Raw genomic sequence first — 22,919 nt, forward strand, 5'->3', positions numbered from 1 at the left:
ATCTCGAAACAGCGCGAAAAAAAGCGACCCTACAGGTTGCCGCCAACCCTGGCAATTACCGGCCAGGGGTCAATGCCCGGGGTAAGTAACCGCAGATGTCAGGTCATTCCAACAATCCCTTCAGCCCCTCCAGCGGCAACGGCCGGCTGTGCAGATAACCCTGATACAAATGGCAACCCAACCCTTGCAGAAAGGCCAGTTGTTGCGGGGTTTCCACGCCTTCGGCGATCACTTTCAGTCCCAGGCTGCGGGCCATGGCGACGATGGCGCGGATGATCTCGGCGTCGTTGGGGTCGGTGGTGGCGTCGCGGATGAACGACTGATCGATCTTCAGCGTGTCCACCGGCAATCGTTTCAGGTACGTCAGCGATGAATAACCGGTGCCGAAATCGTCCATGGCAAAACTCACGCCGAGTTTTTTCAGGCGGCGCATTTTGCTGATGGTGTCTTCCAGGTTCTGAATGACGATGCCTTCAGTGATTTCCAGTTTCAGCAGCGAGCAGGGCAGGCCGTGGCTGCTCATGCTGTGTTCGATGCGCTCGACGAAGTCGTTCTGGCGGAATTGCCGGGGACTGATGTTCACGCACAGGCTGAAGGCCAAAGGATCGATCAGTTTTTCGGCGATCAATTGCTTGAAGGCTTCGCACGCTTCATCGAGGATCCAGGTGCCGACCTCCAGAATCAGCCCGCTGTCTTCCAGCACCTTGATGAACTCGGTGGGCGATTGCGCGCCGAGTTCCGGGTGATTCCAGCGCACCAGAGCTTCGGCGCCGATGATGCGATTGTCCCGGGCGTCCACTTGCGGTTGGTAATGCACGTCAAATTCGCCACGGGACAGCGCCAGGCGCAGGTCGGTCTCCATGCGCAGCCGTTCGCTGGCCGCTTTCTGCATGGTGTTGTGGTACATCTGCGTGGTATTGCGCCCCGAATCCTTGGCGCGGTACAGCGCAATGTCGGCGCGTTTGAGCAGGTCGGTCGGGGTCGAGCCGTGATCGGGAATCAGCGCCACGCCGATGCTCGGCGTCACTTGCAGGCGCTGGCCGTCGAGGAACATCGGCTCCGACAACAGTTCGCGAATGGTGTCGGCCAGTTCGCGTACTTGCGTGCTGACCTCGTTGCGCGTGCCTTCCAGGCCGCTGAGCAGCACCACGAATTCATCGCCCCCAAGCCGCGCCACGGTGTCTTCCATGCGCACGCTGGCTTCAAGCCGCGCGGTGATGATTTTCAGCACCGTGTCGCCGACCGGGTGACCCAGCGAGTCGTTGATGTGCTTGAAGTGATCCAGATCGAGAAACAGCAGTGCGCCGCGCAGGTTGTGGCGCTTGAGCAGGGCGATCTGCTGGCTCAGGCGATCCATCAGCAACGCGCGGTTGGGCAGGTTGGTCAGCGGATCGTGATAGGCCAGATGGCGGATCTGCGCCTCGGCGTTCTTCAGCAGGCTGACATCCCGTGCGGTGAGCAACAGGCAGGCGGTTTCATTGAGGGTAATCGGCTCGACCGAAACTTCCACCGTCAGGATCTCGCCGCGCTTGTTGCGCCCGAGCATTTCCTGATGGTGCACACGGCCCTTGATCTGTAGTTCGGCAAGCAAGGCCGAACGTTGCTTTTCCTCGGCCCAGATACCGACCTGATACACGGTTTTGCCTACCACTTCGTCGGCGCGATAGCCGGTGAGGCGGCAGAAACCGTCGTTGACCTCCAGATAGCGCCCGGTGTCGCGCTCGGTGATGGTGATGGCGTCGGGGCTGGAGTGGAACGCCTTGGCGAACTTCTCTTCGCTGGCCTTGAGCGCCGCTTCCGAGCGCTGTTGCTGGGTGATGTCGCGCAGCGTGGTGACGATGCAGGGCTGGTTGCCGACGCTGATCTGGCGGCTGGAAATCACGCAGGTCAGCGATTGGCCGTCCTTGTGCTGGACGATGATCGCGACATTGCTCAGGCCCTGTTCGCGGATCACCCGTTCGATGCGTTGCAGGCTTTTCGCCGAGGCGTCCCACAGGCCGATTTCCTCGGCGGTGTGGCCGATGACATCGGCGGCGCTCCAGCCGAAGGTCTGGGAGAAGCTGGAGTTGATCTCGATGAATTCCCCGGTTTCCTGGCGCGTGACGCAGATCGGGTCGGGGCTGACCTGAAACAGCGTGGCGAATTTCTCTTCCGAGGCCACCAGCCGTTGTTCGCGCTCGACCTGATCGGTGATGTCCAGCAGGGTGCCGGCCATCCGCAGCGGTACGCCGTTGTCGTCGCGATAGAGGCGGGCACGGCTTTCGAGGTAGCGCGAGCTGCCGTCCGGCAGTTGCACGCGGTATGTCAGCTGATAATTGCCCGCCGGGCCTTCGCGCAGGCTGCGATAGGCGTCGCGCATGCTGTCGCGCTCTTCGCCGGGGACACCCTCGAAAAACTCTTCGAACGACTCATGAAACGGTTTCGGCTCCAGACCGTGTAATTGCGCAGCGCGGGCCGAGCCGTAGAGCATGCCGCTGGGAATGTGCCAGTCCCAGGTGCCGAGCTGCGCCGAGTCCAGCGCCAGGTCGAGGCGTTCCTGGCTGTCTTTTAAGGCATGTTCGGCGGCTTTGCGTTCGGTGGTGTCGAGAAAGGTGCTGAGCAGATACGGCTGGCCTTCGAGCTCGACCTTTTGCGCGCTGAGGATGCCGTCGTGGATCTGACCGTTGCTGGCGCGAAACTGCACCTCCATGCTGACCAGTTCGCCCTTGGCCTTGGTCTTCTTGACCAGCTCCGCCCGTTGCTCGGGATGCACCCACAGCCCAAGTTCCAGGGTGGTACGACCGATGGCACTCTGCACCGGCCAGCCGAACAGGCTTTCGAAATACTGGTTGGCTTCGCTGATCAGGCCGTCTTCCTGGCGGGTCAGCAGCACCATGTTCGGGCAGAGATGAAACAGTGTCGCGAAACGTTTCTCCGAACTGCTGAGGGCCTGTTCCCGTTGCCGCTGGTGGGTGATTTCACGGATCACCCCGATCATTCGGGGGCGGCCGTGTTTGTCCGGCAGCAGACTGCCGTTGATTTCCAGCCAGTGCAGACTACCGTCGGGCCAGCGGATGCGGTGGTGCATCGCCTGTTCCAGCGGTGCACCGGCAATCACCGCGTGGAAGGCGCGAATGGTTTTTGCCCGGTCTTCCGGCGGCAGCAGGTCGAGGTATTCGAGGTCTTCGGGCAGCGGTTGCCGCGGATCGAAGCCGAACAAGGCCTGAGTGCCGCGCGACCAACTGATCTGCCCGCGCTCGATGTCCCAGTACCAGGCGCCTAGCCGGGCACCGTTGAGCGCCGCGAGCAATTGCGGCGCGCTCTCCCAGCTCTGCTCGGATCGCCGTGGATCAATGGCCTGAATACGCGGCATCGGCGGAATACGGTCAACAGATTTCGGCATTGTTAAGGGGCCTTGAGCTGATTTGGGCGTTTGACACAGGGGCGGCAGCTCTATAGGAGTAGCACAAGTTAGCCGAGAGTCCCTGGCAGATCGATTTGAGCGTCCAGCAGGGCCATAAACGCCCGTGCAGCATTCGACAGCGTCCTTTCAGTGTGCAGGATATAGCCTAGCTGGCGACTGAGCTGTATGCCCGGTAAAGCTATGCGCGCCACCTGATCGTCGAGCATCGTGCGCGGCAAAACGCTCCAGGCCAGGCCGATCGACACCATCATCTTGATGGTTTCCAGGTAGTTGGTGCTCATGGCGATGTTCGGCGTCAGGCCCTGAGCCTCGAACAGCCGCTGCACAATATGGTGGGTAAAAGTGTTGCCGCCGGGGAAAACCGCCGGATGACCGGCAATGTCCGCCAATGTGACGGCACCGTTGCTGATCAACGAATGTTCCGGGGCGACCACGAAATCCAGCGGGTCATCCCAGACCGGCGTGGCCTTGACCAGTGTGTGCGGCTCCGGCGCCAGGGTGATGACTGCCAGTTCTGCCCGACCGTGGAGAATTTCCTCGTAGGCCACTTCCGAATCGAGGAACTGAATATCCAGCGCCACCTGTGGGTAGCGGCGGGTGTATTCCCTCAACAGGGGTGGCAAACGGTGCAGGCCGATGTGGTGACTGGTGGCCAGGGTCAGACGACCGGTGACTTCGCCGGTCAGGTTGGTCAGGGCGCGACGGGTGTCATCGAGCACGTTGAGAATCTGATAAGCCCTTGGCAGCAAGGCCCGTCCGGCCTCGGTCAGGCCCACTTCACGACCGAGCCGGTCGAACAGCCGCACATTCAATTGTTGCTCCAGGCCGGCGATGCGTTTGCTGATCGCCGGTTGCGTCAGGTGCAGCCGTTCGCCGGCGCCGGAGAAGCTGCCGGTCTCGGCAATCGCGATAAAAGCATTGAGGTTGGCCAGGTCCATATTCGTATTCCAGTTGGTTATCCAAAGCATAAAAAATATGAATTTGAGTTATTTAATCTAACCCCATAGGATCGGCCTCACAAGCCAAAGGGTTATTGATAAGCCCAGGGCATAGAAACAAGCTGATGAGGAACCGTCTGATGGCCGGCAAAACGCTCTACGACAAGCTCTGGGATTCGCATTTGGTCAAGCAGCGCGACGATGGCTCGGCGCTGATCTATATCGATCGTCACATCATCCACGAAGTGACCTCGCCGCAAGCCTTTGAAGGCCTGCGTCTGGCCGGGCGCAAACCGTGGCGCATCGATGCCAACATCGCCACCCCGGACCACAACGTACCGACCACCCCGGAGCGCAAGGGCGGCATCGAAGCCATTGCCGACCAGGTCTCGCGTTTGCAGGTTCAGACCCTCGACGACAACTGCGATGAATATGGCATCGTCGAGTTCAAGATGAATGACGTGCGCCAGGGCATCGTCCACGTGATCAGCCCGGAGCAGGGCGCCACTTTGCCGGGCATGACCGTGGTCTGCGGCGATTCCCACACCTCGACCCACGGCGCATTCGGCGCCTTGGCGCACGGTATCGGCACTTCCGAGGTTGAGCACGTGCTCGCCACCCAGTGCCTGGTCGCCAAGAAAATGAAAAACATGCTGGTGCGCGTCGAAGGTCAGTTGCCGTTCGGCGTGACCGCCAAGGACATCGTCCTCGCCGTCATTGGCAAGATCGGCACCGCCGGCGGTAACGGCCATGCCATCGAGTTCGCCGGCAGCGCGATCCGTGACCTGTCCATCGAAGGCCGCATGACCATCTGCAACATGTCCATCGAAGCTGGCGCCCGCGTGGGTCTGGTGGCGGCGGACCAAAAGACCGTGGATTACGTCAAGGGTCGTCCGTTCGCACCGAAAGGCGCCGAGTGGGATCTGGCTGTCGAGTCCTGGAAAGACCTGGTGTCCGACGCCGACGCGCATTTCGACACCGTGGTCGAGCTCGACGCCGCGCAGATCAAGCCGCAAGTCAGCTGGGGCACTTCGCCGGAAATGGTCCTGGCTGTTGATCAGAACGTGCCGGACCCGGCTAAAGAAATGGATCTGGTCAAGCGCGACTCGATCGTTCGCGCCTTGAAATACATGGGGTTGACTGCCAATCAGGCGATCACCGACATCCAGCTCGACCGCGTATTCATCGGCTCCTGCACCAACTCGCGGATCGAAGACTTGCGCGCTGCGGCCGTGATCGCCAAGGGCCGCAAGGTCGCGTCGACCATCAAGCAGGCCATTGTGGTGCCGGGGTCGGGTCTGGTGAAGGCCCAGGCCGAGGCCGAAGGTCTGGACAAGATCTTCCTCGAAGCCGGTTTCGAATGGCGCGAGCCGGGTTGCTCGATGTGCCTGGCGATGAACCCGGACCGTTTGGAGTCCGGCGAGCACTGCGCCTCGACCTCCAACCGTAACTTCGAAGGCCGTCAGGGCGCCGGTGGTCGTACCCACCTCGTCAGCCCGGCCATGGCCGCTGCGGCGGCGGTGAACGGTCGTTTCATCGACGTTCGTGAATTGATCTGAGGAGCGCAGCATGAAAGCTTTTACCCAGCACACCGGCCTTGTCGCACCGTTGGATCGTGCCAACGTCGACACCGACCAGATCATTCCGAAGCAGTTTCTGAAGTCGATCAAACGCACCGGTTTCGGCCCGAACCTGTTCGACGAATGGCGTTACCTCGATGTGGGTCAGCCGTATCAGGACAACTCCAAGCGCCCGCTGAACAAGGAATTCGTACTCAACGCCGAGCGTTATCAAGGCGCCAGCGTATTACTGGCCCGTGAGAACTTCGGTTGCGGCTCCAGCCGTGAGCACGCGCCGTGGGCGCTGGAAGAATACGGTTTTCGCAGCATCATCGCGCCGAGCTACGCCGACATTTTCTTCAACAACAGCTTCAAGAACGGCTTGCTGCCGATCATCTTGAGCGACGAAGAAGTCGATGAGCTGTTCAAGCAGGTCGAGGCCGAGCCGGGCTATCAGTTGCAAATCGATCTGCACGAGCAGACCGTGACCAGCCCGAACGGCAAGGTTTACCGCTTCGAGATCGACGCCTTCCGCAAACACTGCCTGCTCAATGGCCTGGACGACATCGGTCTGACCTTGCAGGACGGCGATGCGATTGCCGCGTTCGAAGCCAAACATCGCGCGAGTCAGCCGTGGTTGTTCCGCGACGCGTGAATCTGAAAGGTTGAACCCAGAAAAGGACGTACCCATGACCAGCACCGCCCACAGTCAGGTTGTACAGAAGCAGTTCGGTGATCAGGCCGCCGCCTACCTGAGCAGCGCCGTTCACGCTCAAGGCACTGAATTTGCGCTGCTGCAGGCTGAGCTGGCGGGGCAGGGCGAGGCACGGGTGCTGGATCTGGGTTGTGGCGCCGGGCACGTGAGTTTTCACGTCGCCCCGTTGGTGAAGGACGTGGTGGCCTACGACCTGTCGCAGCAGATGCTCGACGTGGTCGCCGCCGCGGCCGTTGATCGCGGCTTGAGCAACGTGTCCACGGTCAACGGCGCCGCCGAGCGCCTGCCGTTCGCCGATGGCGAATTCGACTTCGTGTTCAGCCGTTATTCGGCGCACCATTGGAGCGACCTCGGCGTGGCCTTGCGCGAAGTGCGTCGCGTGCTGAAGCCGGGTGGCGTGGCGGCGTTCATTGATGTGCTGTCGCCGGGCAGCCCGCTGTTCGACACCTACCTGCAGAGCGTCGAAGTGCTGCGCGACACCAGCCATGTGCGCGATTATTCGGCCGGTGAGTGGTTGCGCCAGGTCAGCGAGGCCGGTCTGCACACTCGCAGCACCACGCGTCAGCGCCTGCGTCTGGAGTACAGCAGCTGGGTCGAGCGCATGCGCACACCCGAAGTGATGCGCGCCGCGATCCGCCAGTTGCAGCAATCGATGGGCAACGAAGTACGCGAATATTTTGAGATTGAGGCCGATGGTTCGTTCAGTACGGATGTACTGGTGCTCTGGGCCGAAAAGTAAGTTTCGAACGACAAGCATTTTTCCCGGCGCGCCCGTCGACGGCGCACCGACTGAAGACACGAGGAAAGCATGAGCAAGCAGATTCTGATTCTCCCAGGCGACGGTATTGGTCCGGAAATCATGGCCGAAGCGGTCAAGGTGCTGGCGTTGGCCAACGACAAGTACAGCCTGGGCTTCGAGCTGAGCCATGACGTGATCGGTGGCGCCGCCATCGACAAGCACGGCGTGCCGCTGGCCGACGAAACCCTCGATCGCGCCCGTGCCGCCGACGCCGTGCTGCTGGGTGCCGTGGGCGGCCCGAAATGGGACGCCATCGAACGTGACATCCGCCCTGAGCGCGGTCTGCTGAAAATCCGTGCGCAACTGGGCCTGTTCGGCAACCTGCGCCCGGCGATCCTGTACCCGCAACTGGCCGAGGCTTCGAGCCTGAAGCCGGAAATCGTTGCCGGCCTGGACATCCTGATCGTCCGTGAGCTGACCGGTGGCATCTATTTCGGCGCGCCACGCGGCACTCGCACCCTGGAAAACGGCGAGCGCCAGTCCTACGACACCCTGCCGTACAGCGAAAGCGAAATCCGCCGCATCGCCCGCGTCGGTTTCGACATGGCCCGCGTACGTGGCAAGAAGCTGTGCTCGGTGGACAAGGCCAACGTGCTGGCGTCCAGCCAACTGTGGCGCGAAGTGGTCGAGCAGGTGGCCAAGGACTACCCGGACGTCGAGCTGAGCCACATGTACGTCGACAACGCCGCCATGCAACTGGTGCGAGCACCAAAGCAGTTCGACGTGATCGTCACCGACAACATGTTCGGCGACATCCTGTCCGATGAAGCTTCGATGCTCACCGGCTCCATCGGCATGCTGCCGTCGGCCTCGCTGGACGCCAACAACAAGGGCATGTACGAGCCTTGCCACGGTTCGGCACCGGATATCGCCGGCCAAGGCATCGCCAATCCGCTGGCGACCATCCTGTCGGTGTCGATGATGCTGCGTTACAGCTTCAATCTGCACGAAGCGGCCGATGCCATCGAGAAAGCGGTCAGCGTGGTGCTGGATCAAGGTCTGCGCACCGGCGATATCTTTTCGACCGGTTGCACTAAAGTCGGTACGCAGGAAATGGGTGACGCAGTAGTCGCCGCGCTGCGGAATCTGTAATCTCTCGGGCCCGCTGCGAAATTCAATACAAAGCAGCGGCCCACTTTTCAAGAAGGTGTAGTTGCGATGAAACGTGTAGGTCTGATCGGTTGGCGCGGCATGGTCGGTTCCGTGCTCATGCAGCGGATGCTGGAAGAGCAGGATTTCGATCTTATCGAGCCGGTGTTTTTCACCACTTCCAATGTCGGTGGCCAAGGCCCGTCCGTGGGCAAGGACATTGCTCCGCTCAAGGACGCTTACAGCATTGAAGAGCTGAAGACCCTCGACGTGATCCTGACCTGCCAGGGCGGCGACTACACCAGCGAAGTGTTCCCGAAGCTGCGCGAAGCCGGCTGGCAGGGTTACTGGATCGACGCGGCCTCGAGCCTGCGGATGAACGACGACGCCGTCATCATCCTCGATCCGGTCAACCGCAAGGTCATCGACCAGCAGCTCGACGCGGGCACCAAGAACTACATCGGCGGCAACTGCACCGTCAGCCTGATGCTGATGGGCCTGGGCGGTCTGTTCGAGGCCGGCCTGGTCGAGTGGATGAGCGCCATGACCTATCAGGCGGCCTCCGGTGCCGGCGCGCAGAACATGCGTGAACTGATCAAGCAGATGGGCGCGACCCACGCCGCTGTCGCCGATCAACTGGCCGATCCGGCCAGTGCGATCCTCGACATCGACCGCCGTGTGGCCGAAGCCATGCGCAGCGATGCGTACCCGACCGAAAACTTCGGCGTACCGCTGGCCGGCAGCCTGATCCCGTGGATCGACAAGGAACTGCCTAACGGCCAGAGCCGCGAAGAGTGGAAGGCCCAGGCCGAGACCAACAAGATCCTCGGTCGCTTCAAGAGCCCGATCCCGGTCGACGGCATCTGCGTGCGCATCGGCGCCATGCGTTGCCACAGCCAGGCGCTGACCATCAAGCTGAACAAGGATGTGCCGATCGCCGACATCGAAGGGCTGATCAGCCAGCACAACCCTTGGGTCAAACTGGTGCCGAACAACCGTGACATCAGCATGCAGGAGCTCAGCCCGACGAAAGTTACCGGTACCCTCAACGTGCCGGTCGGTCGTCTGCGCAAGCTGAACATGGGTTCGCAGTTCGTTGGTGCTTTCACCGTCGGCGACCAACTGCTGTGGGGCGCGGCCGAGCCGCTGCGTCGCATGCTGCGGATCCTGCTTGAGCGTTGATCGCTTGATGCCATGAAAGAACCCGTGCCTTGTGAGAGGTGCGGGTTTTTTTATGCCTGATGGTTCTCGATTGCCTGTACCGGTCTCTTCGACTTGCTCGCGAAGGCGTCCGAACGGCCACCACAAATCCGGCAGAAATTGCCTGCATTGCAACCACCCGGTAAAGTGCCGCTCCCCCCGTTTCGCCAGAGGTAGCAACATGACCCAGACCCTTGATATTGCCGTGATCGGCGCCACCGGTACTGTCGGCGAAACCCTCGTACAGATTCTTGAGGAGCGCGACTTCCCGGTCGGCAACCTGCACCTGCTGGCGAGCAGTGAATCCGCCGGCAGCTCGGTGCTGTTTCGCAACAAGAACGTGCGAGTGCGTGAGGTCGATGAGTTCGATTTCAGCAAGGTCAAGCTGGCATTCTTCGCCGCCGGCCCGGCCATCACCCTGAGTTACGCCGCCCGCGCTCACGCGGCGGGCTGCTCGCTGGTCGATCTGTCCGGCGCCTTGCCGGCGGATCAAGCGCCGCAAGTGGTGCCGGAGGCCAACGCCGATGTGCTGGCCGGTTTGAAAGTGCCGTTCCAGGTCAGCAGCCCGAGCCCGTCGGCCACCACGCTGGCCGTGGTGTTGGCACCGCTGGTCGATCTGATCGACCTGCAATACGTGCATGTCACGGCCAATCTGGCGGTTTCCGCTCAGGGTCGTGAAGCCGTGACCGAGCTGGCGCGCCAGACCGCCGAGCTGCTGAACATGCGTCCGCTGGAGCCGACATTCTTCGACCGACAGATGGCTTTCAACCTGCTGGCTCAGGTCGGTACGCCTGATGCGCAAGGTCATACACTGCTGGAAAAGCGCCTGGTGCGCGAGCTGCGCCAGGTGCTGGCCAAGCCTTTATTAAAGATTTCCGCAACTTGCGTTCAAGCCCCGGTGTTTTTTGGCGATAGCTTTAGCGTGACCTTGCAGTCAGCGAGCGCGGTCGACCTGGAAAAGGTCAATGCTGCGCTTGAAGAGGCCGAGGGCATCGAGCTGGTCGAGGCCGGCGATTATCCGACCGCTGTCGGTGACGCGGTGGGGCAGGACGTGGTCTACGTCGGGCGGGTGCGCGCCGGTGTCGACGAGCCGTCGGAACTTAATCTGTGGCTGACGTCAGATAACGTACGCAAAGGTGCGGCCCTCAACGCGGTGCAGGTCGCCGAGTTGTTGATAAAAGACCTGCTGTAAAAGATACTTGGCAACAATTTGTCGACTGATTCTAGCCGGGCGCTATGCTTGGCCAGATCGCTTGATGACGCAACACCCTCCGGGACTTTCCGGGGCATCAAAGAAATGATCGCGCGCGGCATGCTGTCGTCGTCGCGCGCAATGCCTTACGGCAGCGACAATCAACATCTTCTCGCTGGCCGAGGAACGTTCAAACAAAGGAAGAGGCTATGGTTCAAGTTCGCAAACTGGTGTTAGCAATAGCGGCCGCCTCGGCGCTGTCCTCCGGTATGGCGCATGCCCTCGGGCTCGGGGAGCTGACCCTGAAGTCGACCCTGAACCAGCCGCTGGTGGCGGAAATCGAGCTGCTCGATGTCAAGGACCTGACCGCTGCCGAAGTGGTGCCGAGCCTGGCTTCGCCGGAAGATTTCGCCAAGGCCGGCGTTGATCGGCAGGCCTTCCTCAATGATCTGACCTTCACCCCGGTGCTCAACGCCAGCGGCAAAAGCGTGCTGCGCGTAACGTCGAGCAAGCCGCTGTCGGAGCCGATGGTGAAGTTCCTCGTGCAGGTGATGTGGCCGAACGGCCGTCTGCTGCGTGATTACAGCGTGCTGCTGGATCCGTCGAAATTCTCGCCACAGACCGCTGATGCCGCCGCCCAGCCTGCGCCGGCGCAAACCATCACCGCACCGACCACCGGCGCCACGCATTCCACCCATACCACCACGCCGCGCGACACCCTGTGGGAAATCGCCGCGAAGGCGCGCACCGGCGGTTCGGTGCAGCAGACCATGCTGGCGATCCAGGCCTTGAACCCGGACGCGTTCATCGGCGGCAACATCAACCGCCTGAAAACCGGTCAGGTGCTGCGTCTGCCGGATCAGGTGCAAAGCACCGCACTGCCGCAATCCAAGGCGATTGCCGAAGTCGCCGCGCAGAACGAAGCCTGGCGCCAGGGCCGTCGTTATGTGGCCAAACCCGGCACTGGTCAGCAGCAGCTCGATGCGACCAATCGTGGTCGTGGCAATACCGGTGCTGCGCAAAACGCCAGGGACAACCTGAGCCTGGTTTCCGCCGAAAGCGCCAAGGCGCGTGGCAAGGGCCCGGCCGGCGATGCCAAGGCCCTGAGCAACAAACTGGCGGTGACCCAGGAAAGTCTCGACGCCACCCGTCGTGACAACGAAGAACTGAAAAGCCGCATGGCCGATCTGCAAAGTCAGCTGGACAAGCTGCAACGCCTGATCGAGCTGAAGAACAATCAACTGGCGAAAATGCAGGCCGAAGGTTCGGGTGCCGCGCCAGCCGCCGCGACTGCGCCAGTGGTGCCGGCGATCACCGCGGAACTGGCCGCCACGCCACCGGCCAGTCCGACAGAGGCGGCCCCGACCGCGCCTGAGGCTGCCGCTCCGACTCCGGTCGAGCCGGTGGTCGAGCCGGTGGTCGAGCCTGTGGTTGAAACGACGCCGGCCGCCGATGACGAAAAAACCTTCAACGAACTGCTGACCAATCCGATCCTGTTGGGTCTGGTCGGTGGCGGCGCGGTGGTTCTGCTGCTCCTGCTGTTGCTGCTGGCCCGTCGCCGCAAGGCGCAACAGGAAGCCGAAAAACACCTGCGCATGGCCCGTGCCCTGGAAGAGCAATCCTTCTCCCAGGACCTTGATCTGCCGGAAAGCAGCTTCGAGGGTCTGGAAGTGCCGGCGGCCAGCGTCAAGCTGACTCCGGCTCCGGCTCCGGCTCCGGCTCCGGCTCCTGCTGCCGCTGCTGTGGTTGCACCGGTGGTGATGGCCGAGCCGATCGCCGCGCCGCTGGTGGCGCCGGCCGCCGAGCGTTCCGACGACGTGCTGGACAAGGCGCAGTCGCACATCGACGGCGGTCGTTTGAATCAAGCCGCCGCGTTGCTGGAGGAGGGCGTGAGCCTGGAGCCGCAGCGTAGCGATCTGCGCCTGAAACTGATGGAAGTCTACGGTCGCCAGGGTGATCGTGATGCGTTCGTCGGTCAGGAGCGCCAGCTGGTTGCCAATGGCGACAACTTCGCCAAGGTCGAAGAACTCAAAAGCCGCTTCCCGGCCATGGCGGTCGTCGCGGCCAGCGGTCTGGCGGCAGCGGCCATGGCCGCCGAACTGGACGCCGAATACGTCAAGGAGCTGCTGCTTGACGAGCCCGAAGCGCCTGCTGCAACAGATGACGAGCTGGACAGCGCTTTCGACCTGAGCCTCGACGATCTCGACAACATCACACCCGTAGAGCCTGTGGCTGCGGCAGTCGAGCCGCAAACGCCAGTCGAGCTGGACGCGTTCCCGACTGACGATGATCTGAGCTTCGAGTCGGTGCTGCAACAGCAGACCGATATCAAGGAAAACCTCGATGATCTGTCGGACTTTGACCTGGATCTGGACCTCGGTGCCGATCCTGCGCCTGCGCCGGTCGAGCTGGCAGACGATGATTTCCTGCTGGATCTGGATGAAGGTGTGAAGGATCTGCCGTTGGTCGAAACCCCGGCCGTGGCCGATGTACCGCAAGATGATCTGGAACTGCCCGCCGATTTCGATCTGTCCCTGGCCGACGAAATGGACGCGGCGCCAGCCGAGCCGGATGCGTTCGCCGCCGAACTGGACGACGTCAACGCCGAGTTGGATCGTCTGTCAGGCAACCTCGGCGAGCCAAGCTTCACCGAGGCCGATGCGGCGCTGGGTGATGATCTGGGCGACGACGAGTTCGACTTCCTGTCCGGCACCGACGAAGCCGCGACCAAACTCGATCTGGCGCAGGCCTACATCGACATGGGCGACAACGACGGCGCGCGTGACATCCTCAATGAAGTCATCAGCGAGGGTAACGACAAGCAGAAGAGCGAAGCGAGCGAAATGCTGTCGCATCTGGCCTGAGTCGGCCGTCAGCGGTAAACAAAACGGCAGCCCATGAGGCTGCCGTTTTTGTTTGGGTCTGGTTTCCCCGTCCCGCCGCCTTATAATGCCCGCCTTTGTAGATCAGCAGGCTGTCCCGACTTGGCAAACATAGATAACCCGGCCGCCGAAATGGCACCCGAAGGCTTTTTCCGCGTCGCGCTGGGCGTTGAATACAAGGGCTCGCGCTACAGCGGCTGGCAGCGCCAGTCCACCGGTGTGCTCACCGTGCAGGAAACCCTGGAAAAAGCCCTGTCGAAGGTCGCCGATTCGCCTATCTCGCTGCAATGCGCCGGGCGCACCGACGCCGGTGTGCATGCCTGCGGGCAAGTCGTGCATTTCGACACCCAGGTCGACCGTTCGCTGAAAGCCTGGGTCATGGGCGCCAACATCAATCTGCCCCACGACATCAGCGTCAGTTGGGCGAAGGTCATGCCGGCGCATTTCCATGCGCGATTCAAGGCGATCGCCCGGCGCTATCGCTACGTGATCTACAACGATCAGATCCGTCCGGCGCATCTCAATGAAGAAATCACCTGGAATCACCGTCCGCTGGACGTCGAGCGCATGGCCGCGGCCGCGCAGTACCTGATCGGTACCCATGATTTCAGTGCCTTCCGTGCCGGCCAGTGCCAGGCCAAGTCGCCGATCAAGCAGATGCATCATCTGCGCGTGACCCGTCACGGCAAAATGATCGTTCTGGACATCCGCGCCAACGCGTTCCTGCATCACATGGTGCGCAACATCGCCGGGGTGCTGATGACTATCGGTGCCGGCGAGCGGCCGGTGGAGTGGATGAAAGAAGTGCTGGAGAGCCGCGAGCGGCGTTCCGGCGGGGTCACGGCGCATCCGTTCGGCCTGTATCTGGTGCAGGTCGAGTATCACGACGAGTTCCCGTTGCCCGAGCGTTTCATCGGGCCACATTTCCTTACGGGTTTCTCGGAACTTGACGGCTGACGCCCTCGAACGCATTTGTTACCATCCGGGACTTTCTCGGATTTGCCTTGGGGTTTTTATCGACATGTCAGCCGTTCGCAGCAAGATTTGCGGGATTACCCGCATGGAAGATGCGTTGGCAGCCGTCGAGGCCGGGGCCGATGCCATCGGTTTTGTGTTCTACGCTAAAAGTCCGCGGGCGGTGACCGTGCTGCAGGCGCGGGCGATCATCGCCGCATTGCCGCCGTTCGTGACCACGGTCGGGCTGTTCGTCAATGCCAGTCGCTGCGAGCTCGGGGAAATCCTTGATGCCGTGCCACTGGATCTGCTGCAGTTCCACGGCGACGAGACTGCCGCCGAGTGTGAAGGCTGGCATCGGCCGTACATCAAGGCTTTGCGGGTCAAGGCGGGTGATGACATTGCCGCTGCCTGCAATGCCTACCCGAGCGCCAGCGGTGTGTTGCTCGACACCTATGTCGAAGGTGTGCCCGGTGGAACCGGCGAGGCGTTCGACTGGTCACTGATTCCGCAGGGTCTGAGCAAGCCGTTGATTCTGGCCGGCGGCCTGACACCGGAGAACGTTGCCGATGCGATCGCCCGGGTGCGGCCGTATGCCGTGGATGTCAGCGGCGGGGTCGAGGCGAGCAAGGGCATCAAGGATCATGCAAGGATTCGTGCATTCATCAACGCCGTACGCTGATGTGACGGCTGGCAGACTGCCGCCGTCCACAGCTCTGTAGAAAAGAGGCTGAGGGTCTTTTCGGGGTGTACGCAGGTCAGTTCCGCTGACCCGGCAGCCCGGACGATCATCGCCACACATGAATTTTGCTGAAGGGCATACGCGGGGCCGCGAACCAGAGCGTTCGGGCCGCCGGTACTGGAGAAAGAAAGCATGAGCAACTGGTTGGTAGACAAGCTGATCCCTTCGATCATGCGTTCCGAGGTCAAGAAGAGCTCGGTGCCTGAAGGTCTGTGGCACAAATGCCCGTCCTGCGAGGCTGTGCTGTATCGTCCGGAGCTGGAAAAGACCCTGGACGTTTGCCCTAAATGCAACCACCACATGCGCATCGGCGCACGTGCGCGCATCGACATTTTCCTGGATGCCGAAGGCCGTGCCGAGCTGGGTGCTGACCTGGAGCCGGTTGACCGTCTGAAGTTCCGTGACGGCAAGAAGTACAAGGACCGTCTGGTCGCTGCCCAGAAGCAGACCGGCGAGAAGGACGCGCTGGTTTCCATGAGCGGCACCCTGTTGGGCATGCCTGTCGTGGTTTCGGCATTCGAATTCAGCTTCATGGGCGGTTCCATGGGCGCCATCGTCGGTGAGCGCTTCGTGCGCGCCGCCAACTACGCGCTGGAAAATCGTTGCCCGATGGTCTGCTTCTCCGCCTCCGGTGGCGCGCGGATGCAGGAAGCCCTGATCTCGCTGATGCAAATGGCCAAGACCTCGGCTGTGCTGGCGCGTCTGCGTGAAGAAGGCATTCCGTTCATCTCCGTGCTGACCGACCCGGTCTACGGCGGCGTTTCCGCCAGTCTGGCGATGCTGGGCGACGTGATCGTCGGTGAGCCCAAAGCCCTGATCGGCTTCGCCGGCCCGCGCGTGATCGAGCAGACCGTGCGCGAAAAACTGCCGGAAGGCTTCCAGCGCAGCGAGTTCCTGCTGGAGCACGGCGCCATCGACTTGATCATCGACCGTCGTGAACTGCGTCCGCGTCTGGGCAACCTGCTGGCTCAGCTGACCGGCAAACCGACACCTGAATTCGTTGCTGCGCCGATCGAGCCGATCGTCGTGCCGCCGGTGCCTGCCAACGTATGACCGAGCGCACCCTTGGCGAGTGGCTCGCCTACCTTGAGCAGTTGCATCCTTCGGCCATCGACATGGGGCTGGAGCGTTCGCAACAGGTAGCGTCCCGCATGGGACTGGGCCAGCCGGCGCCACGGGTGATTACGGTCACCGGCACTAACGGCAAGGGTTCGACCTGTGCTTTCGTGGCTTCCTTGCTGCGGGCGCAGGGCCTGAACGTCGGTGTCTACAATTCTCCGCACCTGCTGCGTTATAACGAGCGGGTGCAGCTCAATGGTGTCGAAGCCACTGACGCGCAGCTGTGCGAGGCCTTCGCGGCGGTCGAAGCGGGGCGCGGCGAAACCTCCCTGACTTATTTCGAAATGGGCACCCTGGCGGCGTTCTGGCTGTTTCAACAGGCCGGGCTCGATGCAGTGGTGCTGGAAGTCGGGCTGGGCGGGCGTCTGGACACGGTCAACGTGGTCGATGCCGATATCGCGCTGGTCACCAGCATCGGTGTCGATCATGCCGACTACCTGGGCAATACCCGCGAATCCGTGGCCTTCGAGAAGGCCGGGATTTTCCGTCAGGGCAAGCCTGCGCTGTGCGGCGATCTGAATCCTCCACAACCGTTGCTGGACAAGGCGCGTGAATTGGCCTGTCCGTTCTTCCTGCGCGGGCGCGATTTCGATCTGGGTATCACGGATCGGTTCTGGCAGTGGCGCGGTACCGACGCTGAAGGTAAGGTCGTCGAGCTGCGTGATTTGCCGCTGCTTGACCTGCCGATGGAAAATGCCGCGCTGGCGTTGCAGGCTTATCTGCTGCTCGGTTTGCCATGGGAGGCCGGGCAGATTGTTGCGGCGTTGCAGGCGACTCGTGTGGTCGGTCGCCTGGATCGTCGCTCGTTCGAATGGAACGGCAAGCGTCTGAATCTGCTGCTGGATGTCGGTCATAACCCGCATGCGGCGGAATATCTGGCCCGGCGTCTGGCTGCTCGTCCACCGGTCGGCAAGCGTCTGGCGGTGTTCGGCCTGCTGGCGGACAAGGATCTGGACGGTGTGGTCGGTGAGTTGAATGCCAGCGTCCAGCACTGGGCGGTTGCGCCGCTGGATTCGCCACGTGCGCGTCCGGTGGATGAATTGAATCAGGCATTGCAGAACCTTGGCGCCTCGGTCACGTCTTATGACAGCGTGGCGACCGCTCTGGAAGGGCAGTGCGCAGTGGCCAACAGCGACGACGAGATCTTGCTGTTCGGATCATTTTATTGTGTCGCCGAGGCCCTTGAATGGCTGTCTCGGCGCTCCACGGAGGAAGCGGCAAATGGCTTTGCTGGATAAAGCGTACAAGCAGCGCATGGTCGGTGCCCTGGTGCTGGTGGCGCTGGCGGTGATTTTCCTGCCGATGCTGTTTTCCCGTCAGGATGAACAGCGTCAGGTGACCGTCGAGGCGCCGGCTGCGCCGCAAGCGCCCGCCGTGGCGCAGATCCAGATGGAAACCGTGGCGGTGCCTGAGCCTCAGGTTCTGCCGCAGGAGCCAGTGCCGAGCGATGACGAAGTCGCCGAGCAGGCTGCGCCAGCGGCGCCGATTGCTTCCGCCGCGCCAGCCCCGACTCCGGCGCCCGTGGCCAAACCGGTTGCGCCGGCTCCTGCTCCCGTGGTCAAGCCTGCTACAGCCCCGGCCCAGCCGATCGCTGCGCTTTCCACCAAGCCGGATACCGCCCAGAGCCGCGTCGATGCCAATGGCCTGTCGGTGAGCTGGTCGGTGCAACTGGCCAGTCTGTCGAGTCGCGCCAGCGCCGAAAGCCTGCAGAAAACCCTGCGAAGCCAGGGTTACAACGCTTACATCCGTTCTGCCGATGGCAAGAACCGGGTGTTCGTCGGCCCGCTGATCGAGCGCGCCGAGGCCGATCGTCTGCGTGATCTGTTGAGTCGCCAGCAGAACCTCAAGGGGTTTGTGGTGCGCTTCCAGCCCGAACGCGGCTGATATCTATCACGTCGATAGAAATGCACTGAAAATCGCAGCTTACCGACAGCCATGCGCTCTGCTAAAATGCGCCGCCTTATCCGTCTGTAGGCTGCACTGTGCCATTTACCTGGGTTGACTGGGCGATCGTTGCAATCATCGCCATCTCCGCTTTGATCAGTTTGAGCCGCGGCTTCGTCAAAGAAGCATTGTCGCTGGTGACCTGGATCATCGCAGGAGCTGTTGCCTGGATGTTCGGTGGCTCACTGTCCGAGTACCTCGTCGGATACATCGAAACACCGTCGGCTCGCGTGATCGCGGGCTGTGCCATCATGTTTGTCGCCACACTGATCGTGGGCGCAATGATCAATTATCTTATCGGCGAGTTGGTTCGCGTCACCGGGTTGTCCGGGACCGATCGATTCCTCGGCATGGCCTTCGGCGCTGCGCGTGGCGTGTTGCTGGTGGTCGTGGCGGTCGGGCTGTTGAGCCTGGGGCCGGTACAGCAGGACGGGTGGTGGAAAGAATCACAGCTCGTGCCAAAGTTTCTATTGGTCGCAGACTGGTCCAAGAACCTGATTCTCGGGTGGAGCAGTCAGTGGCTTGCCAGCGGAATCAGCGTACCCGCTGAAATTCCGTTCAAGGAGCAACTCTTGCCGTCGGCCAAAACGCCTCAGTGAGTGTTGTTCAGTTCAGATCCATTAAGTAGGGGTTGCGTCGCATGTGTGGCATCGTCGGTATCGTCGGTAAGTCGAACGTCAATCAGGCGCTGTATGACGCGCTAACCGTGCTCCAGCACCGCGGCCAGGACGCTGCCGGTATCGTGACCAGCCATGATGGCCGGTTGTTCTTGCGCAAGGACAATGGCCTGGTGCGTGACGTGTTCCAACAGCGTCACATGCAGCGCCTGGTCGGCCACATGGGTATCGGCCACGTCCGTTACCCGACTGCCGGCAGCTCGACGTCGGCCGAGGCTCAGCCGTTTTACGTCAACTCGCCTTACGGCATCACCCTGGCGCACAACGGCAACCTGACCAACGTTGAACAGTTGGCCAAAGAGATCTACGAATCCGATCTGCGGCACGTCAACACCAGCTCCGACTCGGAAGTGTTGCTCAACGTGTTCGCCCACGAGCTGGCCCAGCGCGGCAAGCTGCAACCGACCGAAGAAGACGTGTTTGCCGCCGTGACCGACGTGCACAACCGTTGCGTCGGTGGTTACGCCGTTGTGGCAATGGTGACCGGCTACGGCATCGTCGGTTTCCGTGACCCGCACGGCATTCGCCCGATCGTGTTCGGTCAGCGTCACACCGACGAAGGCGTCGAGTACATGATCGCGTCCGAAAGCGTTTCGCTGGACGTGCTCGGTTTCACCCTGATTCGCGACCTGGCACCGGGCGAAGCGGTCTACATTACTGAAGACGGCAAGCTGCACACCCGTCAGTGCGCGACCAACCCGTCCCTGACGCCGTGCATCTTCGAACACGTCTATCTGGCGCGTCCGGATTCGATCATCGACGGCGTGTCGGTGTACAAGGCCCGTCTGCGCATGGGTGAGAAGCTGGCCGAGAAGATCCTGCGTGAGCGTCCTGAGCACGACATTGATGTGGTCATCCCGATTCCGGACACCAGCCGCACCGCGGCACTGGAGCTGGCCAACCATCTGGGCGTGAAATTTCGCGAAGGCTTCGTCAAGAACCGTTATATCGGCCGTACCTTCATCATGCCCGGCCAGGCCGCGCGCAAGAAATCGGTACGTCAGAAGCTCAACGCCATCGAGCTGGAATTCCGTGGCAAGAACGTGATGCTGGTGGACGACTCGATCGTTCGTGGCACCACCTGCAAGCAGATCATCCAGATGGCCCGCGAAGCCGGCGCGAAAAACGTCTATTTCTGCTCGGCGGCTCCGGCGGTGCGCTTCCCGAACGTGTACGGCATCGACATGCCGAGCGCTCACGAGCTGATCGCACACAACCGTTCGACCCAGGACGTGGCTGATCTGATCGGCGCTGACTGGCTGATCTACCAGGATCTGCCTGACTTGATCGAAGCGGTCGGCGGCGGCAAGATCAAGATCGAAAACTTCGATTGTGCAGTGTTCGATGGCAAGTACGTCACCGGCGACGTCGACGAGGCTTACCTGAACAAGATCGAACAGGCACGCAACGATGCCTCGAAGGTCAAGACCCAGGCGGTCAGTGCGATCATCGATCTGTACAACAACTGAGTTTCAACCGGCCCTTAGGGGCCGGTTTTGTATCTGGCAAAAGACTTTATTTATCGAGAACAGGGCAAGGAGTGACAGCATGAGTCAGGAATGGGATGCCGGTCGGCTGGACAGCGACCTCGAAGGCGTAGCGTTCGATACCCTGGCCGTACGTGCCGGTCAGCACCGTACGCCGGAAGGCGAGCACGGTGATCCGATGTTCTTCACTTCCAGCTACGTGTTCCGTACCGCCGCCGATGCGGCTGCGCGGTTTGCCGGGGAAGTGCCGGGCAACGTCTACTCGCGTTACACCAATCCGACCGTGCGCGCGTTCGAAGAGCGTATTGCCGCACTGGAAAACGCAGAGCAGGCGGTGGCTACGGCCACTGGCATGGCCGCGATCATGGCCGTGGTGATGAGCCTGTGCAGCGCCGGCGACCATGTGCTGGTGTCGCGCAGCGTGTTCGGTTCGACCATCAGTCTGTTCGAAAAGTACTTCAAGCGTTTTGGCGTAGAAGTCGATTACGTGCCGCTGGCCGATCTGTCGGCCTGGGACGCAGCGATCAAGTCCAATACCCGATTGCTGTTCGTCGAGTCGCCGTCCAACCCGTTGGCTGAGCTGGTGGATATCACCGCGCTGTCGGAAATCGCCCACGCCAAGGGTGCGATGCTGGTGGTCGACAACTGCTTCTGCACGCCTGCGTTGCAGCAGCCGCTGAAGTTGGGCGCAGACATCGTTGTGCACTCGGCTACCAAGTTCATCGATGGCCAGGGCCGTTGCATGGGCGGCGTGGTTGCCGGTCGCAGCGAGCAGATGAAAGAAATCGTCGGTTTTCTGCGTACTGCCGGGCCGACCCTGAGCCCGTTCAACGCCTGGATCTTCCTCAAGGGGCTGGAAACCCTGAACCTGCGGATGAAGGCACACTGCGTCAACGCCCAGCAACTGGCCGAGTGGCTGGAGCAGCAGGACGGCATCGAGAAAGTGCATTACGCCGGTCTCAAGAGTCATCCGCAGCACGAGCTGGCTCAGCGTCAGCAAAAGGGCTTCGGCGCGGTGGTGAGCTTTGAAGTCAAGGGCGGCAAAGAGGGCGCGTGGCGTTTCATCGATGCGACCCGTTTGATCTCTATCACGGCCAACCTTGGCGATAGCAAAACCACTATCACTCACCCCAGCACCACGTCCCACGGCCGTCTGGCGCCGCAGGAGCGTGAAGCGGCAGGCATTCGTGACAGCCTGATCCGCATCGCGGTCGGTCTGGAAGACGTGGCTGACCTGCAAGCCGACCTGTCGCGCGGTCTGGCGGCGTTGTGATCGAGTTGTCTACGCCGAAGATCGGCACCCATGGCCGCGTTGCATTGGTCACGGGGGCCGCGCGCGGGATCGGTCTGGGCATCGCTGCGTGGCTGATCAGCGAAGGCTGGCAGGTGGTGTTGACCGATCTGGATCGTACACGGGGTTCGAAAGTGGCGAAGGTGCTCGGCGAAAACGCCTGGTTCATCGCCATGGATGTGGCGGACGAAAGTCAGGTGGCCCTGGGTGTTGCTGAGGTGCTGGGGCAGTTCGGTCGTCTGGATGCGCTGGTGTGCAACGCGGCCGTGGCCGATCCGCACAACATCACGCTGGAAAGTCTCGATCTGGCTTACTGGAATCGGGTGTTGGCGGTGAACCTCGGTGGGCCGATGTTGCTGGCCAAGCACTGCGCGCCTTATCTGCGTGCGCACAACGGGGCGATCGTCAACCTGGCCTCGACTCGTGCGGCGCAGTCGGAACCTGATACGGAAGCGTACGCGGCGAGCAAGGGTGGCTTGCTGGCGTTGACTCACGCGCTGGCGATCAGCCTCGGGCCGGAGATTCGCGTCAATGCGGTCAGTCCGGGCTGGATCGATGCGCGGGACCCGTCCGCCCGGCGCGCGGAACCGCTGACCGACACCGATCATGCCCAGCATCCTGCGGGCAGGGTAGGGACGGTCGAGGACGTCGCGGCGATGGTGGCGTGGTTGCTGTCGAAGAATGCGGGGTTTGTGACCGGGCAGGAATTCGTGGTCGATGGCGGTATGACCAAGAAGATGATTTATACGGAATGAAGCCATTTCGTCTTTTTTAGAAAAACTTCAATCCTGCTATTGACTTAGGTTCGCTACCTGCGTAAATTTCGCGGCCTCGGAGATGCAAACGGGTGATTAGCTCAGCTGGGAGAGCGTCTGCCTTACAAGCAGAATGTCGGCGGTTCGATCCCGTCATCACCCACCACTCCGGA

The 22,919-nt window shown here is 61.7% G+C and carries 18 protein-coding genes and 1 tRNA gene; 17 read left to right on the forward strand and 2 right to left on the reverse strand.

Annotated elements, in window-relative coordinates:
- Positions 1–103 precede the first annotated feature (103 nt).
- Together L6D81_RS14820 and L6D81_RS14825 are read right to left on the reverse strand one after the other, a co-directional pair.
- Complete coding sequence (locus L6D81_RS14820) at positions 104–3,382, reverse strand: bifunctional diguanylate cyclase/phosphodiesterase (RefSeq protein ID WP_236180485.1); 3,279 nt, start codon at positions 3,380–3,382, stop codon at positions 104–106.
- Positions 3,383–3,450: 68 nt separating this feature from the next.
- Positions 3,451–4,341, reverse strand: coding sequence for a LysR family transcriptional regulator (locus L6D81_RS14825; protein ID WP_236180487.1), 891 nt, complete (start codon positions 4,339–4,341; stop codon positions 3,451–3,453).
- 140 nt (positions 4,342–4,481) lie between these two features.
- Here L6D81_RS14825 and leuC point away from each other — a divergent pair, with 140 nt between their 5' ends.
- From leuC to L6D81_RS14910, 17 genes are all read left to right on the forward strand, one after another.
- On the forward strand, positions 4,482–5,900 hold the full coding sequence (gene leuC, locus L6D81_RS14830) for a 3-isopropylmalate dehydratase large subunit (RefSeq protein ID WP_074687686.1): 1,419 nt from the start codon (positions 4,482–4,484) through the stop codon (positions 5,898–5,900).
- Positions 5,901–5,910: 10 nt separating this feature from the next.
- Positions 5,911–6,555, forward strand: coding sequence for a 3-isopropylmalate dehydratase small subunit (gene leuD / locus L6D81_RS14835; RefSeq protein ID WP_236180489.1), 645 nt, complete (start codon positions 5,911–5,913; stop codon positions 6,553–6,555).
- Positions 6,556–6,589: 34 nt separating this feature from the next.
- Entirely contained in the window at positions 6,590–7,354 is a 765-nt protein-coding gene (locus L6D81_RS14840; protein WP_236180491.1) for a class I SAM-dependent methyltransferase, read from the forward strand.
- 69 nt (positions 7,355–7,423) lie between these two features.
- Entirely contained in the window at positions 7,424–8,506 is a 1,083-nt protein-coding gene (leuB, locus tag L6D81_RS14845; RefSeq protein ID WP_236180492.1) for a 3-isopropylmalate dehydrogenase, read from the forward strand.
- 66 nt (positions 8,507–8,572) lie between these two features.
- Entirely contained in the window at positions 8,573–9,685 is a 1,113-nt protein-coding gene (gene asd / locus L6D81_RS14850) for an aspartate-semialdehyde dehydrogenase (protein ID WP_003226428.1), read from the forward strand.
- Between the two features lie 199 nt (positions 9,686–9,884).
- Positions 9,885–10,895, forward strand: a complete 1,011-nt coding sequence (locus L6D81_RS14855) for an aspartate-semialdehyde dehydrogenase (protein WP_236180494.1) — start codon at positions 9,885–9,887, stop codon at positions 10,893–10,895.
- A gap of 209 nt (positions 10,896–11,104) precedes the next feature.
- Complete coding sequence (locus L6D81_RS14860; RefSeq protein ID WP_236180496.1) at positions 11,105–13,759, forward strand: motility hub landmark protein FimV; 2,655 nt, start codon at positions 11,105–11,107, stop codon at positions 13,757–13,759.
- Positions 13,760–13,909: 150 nt separating this feature from the next.
- The gene (gene truA / locus L6D81_RS14865) at positions 13,910–14,734 is read left to right on the forward strand and encodes a tRNA pseudouridine(38-40) synthase TruA (RefSeq protein ID WP_236180788.1); all 825 of its coding nucleotides are present in this window, start codon (positions 13,910–13,912) and stop codon (positions 14,732–14,734) included.
- A gap of 64 nt (positions 14,735–14,798) precedes the next feature.
- Entirely contained in the window at positions 14,799–15,413 is a 615-nt protein-coding gene (locus tag L6D81_RS14870) for a phosphoribosylanthranilate isomerase (RefSeq protein ID WP_236180498.1), read from the forward strand.
- Positions 15,414–15,605: 192 nt separating this feature from the next.
- Entirely contained in the window at positions 15,606–16,526 is a 921-nt protein-coding gene (gene accD / locus L6D81_RS14875) for an acetyl-CoA carboxylase, carboxyltransferase subunit beta (RefSeq protein WP_236180501.1), read from the forward strand.
- Positions 16,523–17,830, forward strand: a complete 1,308-nt coding sequence (gene folC, locus L6D81_RS14880; protein WP_236180503.1) for a bifunctional tetrahydrofolate synthase/dihydrofolate synthase — start codon at positions 16,523–16,525, stop codon at positions 17,828–17,830. The genes accD and folC overlap by 4 nt, the downstream gene beginning before the upstream one ends.
- Positions 17,814–18,476 (forward strand): SPOR domain-containing protein, encoded by a 663-nt coding sequence (locus tag L6D81_RS14885; RefSeq protein ID WP_236180505.1) that lies wholly within the window; start codon positions 17,814–17,816, stop codon positions 18,474–18,476. Before folC ends, L6D81_RS14885 begins: the two co-directional genes overlap by 17 nt.
- A 98-nt stretch (positions 18,477–18,574) precedes the next feature.
- A complete protein-coding gene (locus tag L6D81_RS14890) occupies positions 18,575–19,135 on the forward strand; it encodes a CvpA family protein (RefSeq protein WP_236180507.1) in 561 nt (186 codons plus the stop codon).
- Between the two features lie 41 nt (positions 19,136–19,176).
- Complete coding sequence (gene purF, locus L6D81_RS14895; RefSeq protein ID WP_007956466.1) at positions 19,177–20,682, forward strand: amidophosphoribosyltransferase; 1,506 nt, start codon at positions 19,177–19,179, stop codon at positions 20,680–20,682.
- A 79-nt stretch (positions 20,683–20,761) separates the two neighbouring features.
- Positions 20,762–21,973 (forward strand): O-succinylhomoserine sulfhydrylase, encoded by a 1,212-nt coding sequence (locus tag L6D81_RS14900; RefSeq protein ID WP_236180509.1) that lies wholly within the window; start codon positions 20,762–20,764, stop codon positions 21,971–21,973.
- Positions 21,970–22,746 (forward strand): SDR family oxidoreductase, encoded by a 777-nt coding sequence (locus L6D81_RS14905; RefSeq protein WP_115077215.1) that lies wholly within the window; start codon positions 21,970–21,972, stop codon positions 22,744–22,746. Before L6D81_RS14900 ends, L6D81_RS14905 begins: the two co-directional genes overlap by 4 nt.
- Positions 22,747–22,836: 90 nt before the next feature.
- Positions 22,837–22,912: transfer RNA gene (locus tag L6D81_RS14910), tRNA-Val, on the forward strand.
- The last annotated feature ends 7 nt before the right edge of the window (positions 22,913–22,919 follow it).

The sequence above is a fragment of the Pseudomonas sputi genome, assembly GCF_021603585.1.
Lineage (GTDB): Bacteria > Pseudomonadota > Gammaproteobacteria > Pseudomonadales > Pseudomonadaceae > Aquipseudomonas > Aquipseudomonas sputi.

What these genes read in the sequence shown, in the direction of transcription:
- L6D81_RS14855 (WP_236180494.1), top strand. Translation starts at nt 9,885, where the DNA reads ATGACCCAGACCCTTGATATTGCCGTGATCGGCGCCACCGGTACTGTC.
- folC (WP_236180503.1), top strand. Translation starts at nt 16,523, where the DNA reads ATGACCGAGCGCACCCTTGGCGAGTGGCTCGCCTACCTTGAGCAGTTG.
- L6D81_RS14825 (WP_236180487.1), bottom strand. Translation starts at nt 4,341, where the DNA reads ATGGACCTGGCCAACCTCAATGCTTTTATCGCGATTGCCGAGACCGGC.
- L6D81_RS14885 (WP_236180505.1), top strand. Translation starts at nt 17,814, where the DNA reads ATGGCTTTGCTGGATAAAGCGTACAAGCAGCGCATGGTCGGTGCCCTG.
- purF (WP_007956466.1), top strand. Translation starts at nt 19,177, where the DNA reads ATGTGTGGCATCGTCGGTATCGTCGGTAAGTCGAACGTCAATCAGGCG.
- asd (WP_003226428.1), top strand. Translation starts at nt 8,573, where the DNA reads ATGAAACGTGTAGGTCTGATCGGTTGGCGCGGCATGGTCGGTTCCGTG.
- leuC (WP_074687686.1), top strand. Translation starts at nt 4,482, where the DNA reads ATGGCCGGCAAAACGCTCTACGACAAGCTCTGGGATTCGCATTTGGTC.
- L6D81_RS14840 (WP_236180491.1), top strand. Translation starts at nt 6,590, where the DNA reads ATGACCAGCACCGCCCACAGTCAGGTTGTACAGAAGCAGTTCGGTGAT.
- L6D81_RS14860 (WP_236180496.1), top strand. Translation starts at nt 11,105, where the DNA reads ATGGTTCAAGTTCGCAAACTGGTGTTAGCAATAGCGGCCGCCTCGGCG.
- accD (WP_236180501.1), top strand. Translation starts at nt 15,606, where the DNA reads ATGAGCAACTGGTTGGTAGACAAGCTGATCCCTTCGATCATGCGTTCC.
- leuB (WP_236180492.1), top strand. Translation starts at nt 7,424, where the DNA reads ATGAGCAAGCAGATTCTGATTCTCCCAGGCGACGGTATTGGTCCGGAA.
- leuD (WP_236180489.1), top strand. Translation starts at nt 5,911, where the DNA reads ATGAAAGCTTTTACCCAGCACACCGGCCTTGTCGCACCGTTGGATCGT.
- L6D81_RS14820 (WP_236180485.1), bottom strand. Translation starts at nt 3,382, where the DNA reads ATGCCGAAATCTGTTGACCGTATTCCGCCGATGCCGCGTATTCAGGCC.
- L6D81_RS14900 (WP_236180509.1), top strand. Translation starts at nt 20,762, where the DNA reads ATGAGTCAGGAATGGGATGCCGGTCGGCTGGACAGCGACCTCGAAGGC.
- L6D81_RS14870 (WP_236180498.1), top strand. Translation starts at nt 14,799, where the DNA reads ATGTCAGCCGTTCGCAGCAAGATTTGCGGGATTACCCGCATGGAAGAT.
- truA (WP_236180788.1), top strand. Translation starts at nt 13,910, where the DNA reads ATGGCACCCGAAGGCTTTTTCCGCGTCGCGCTGGGCGTTGAATACAAG.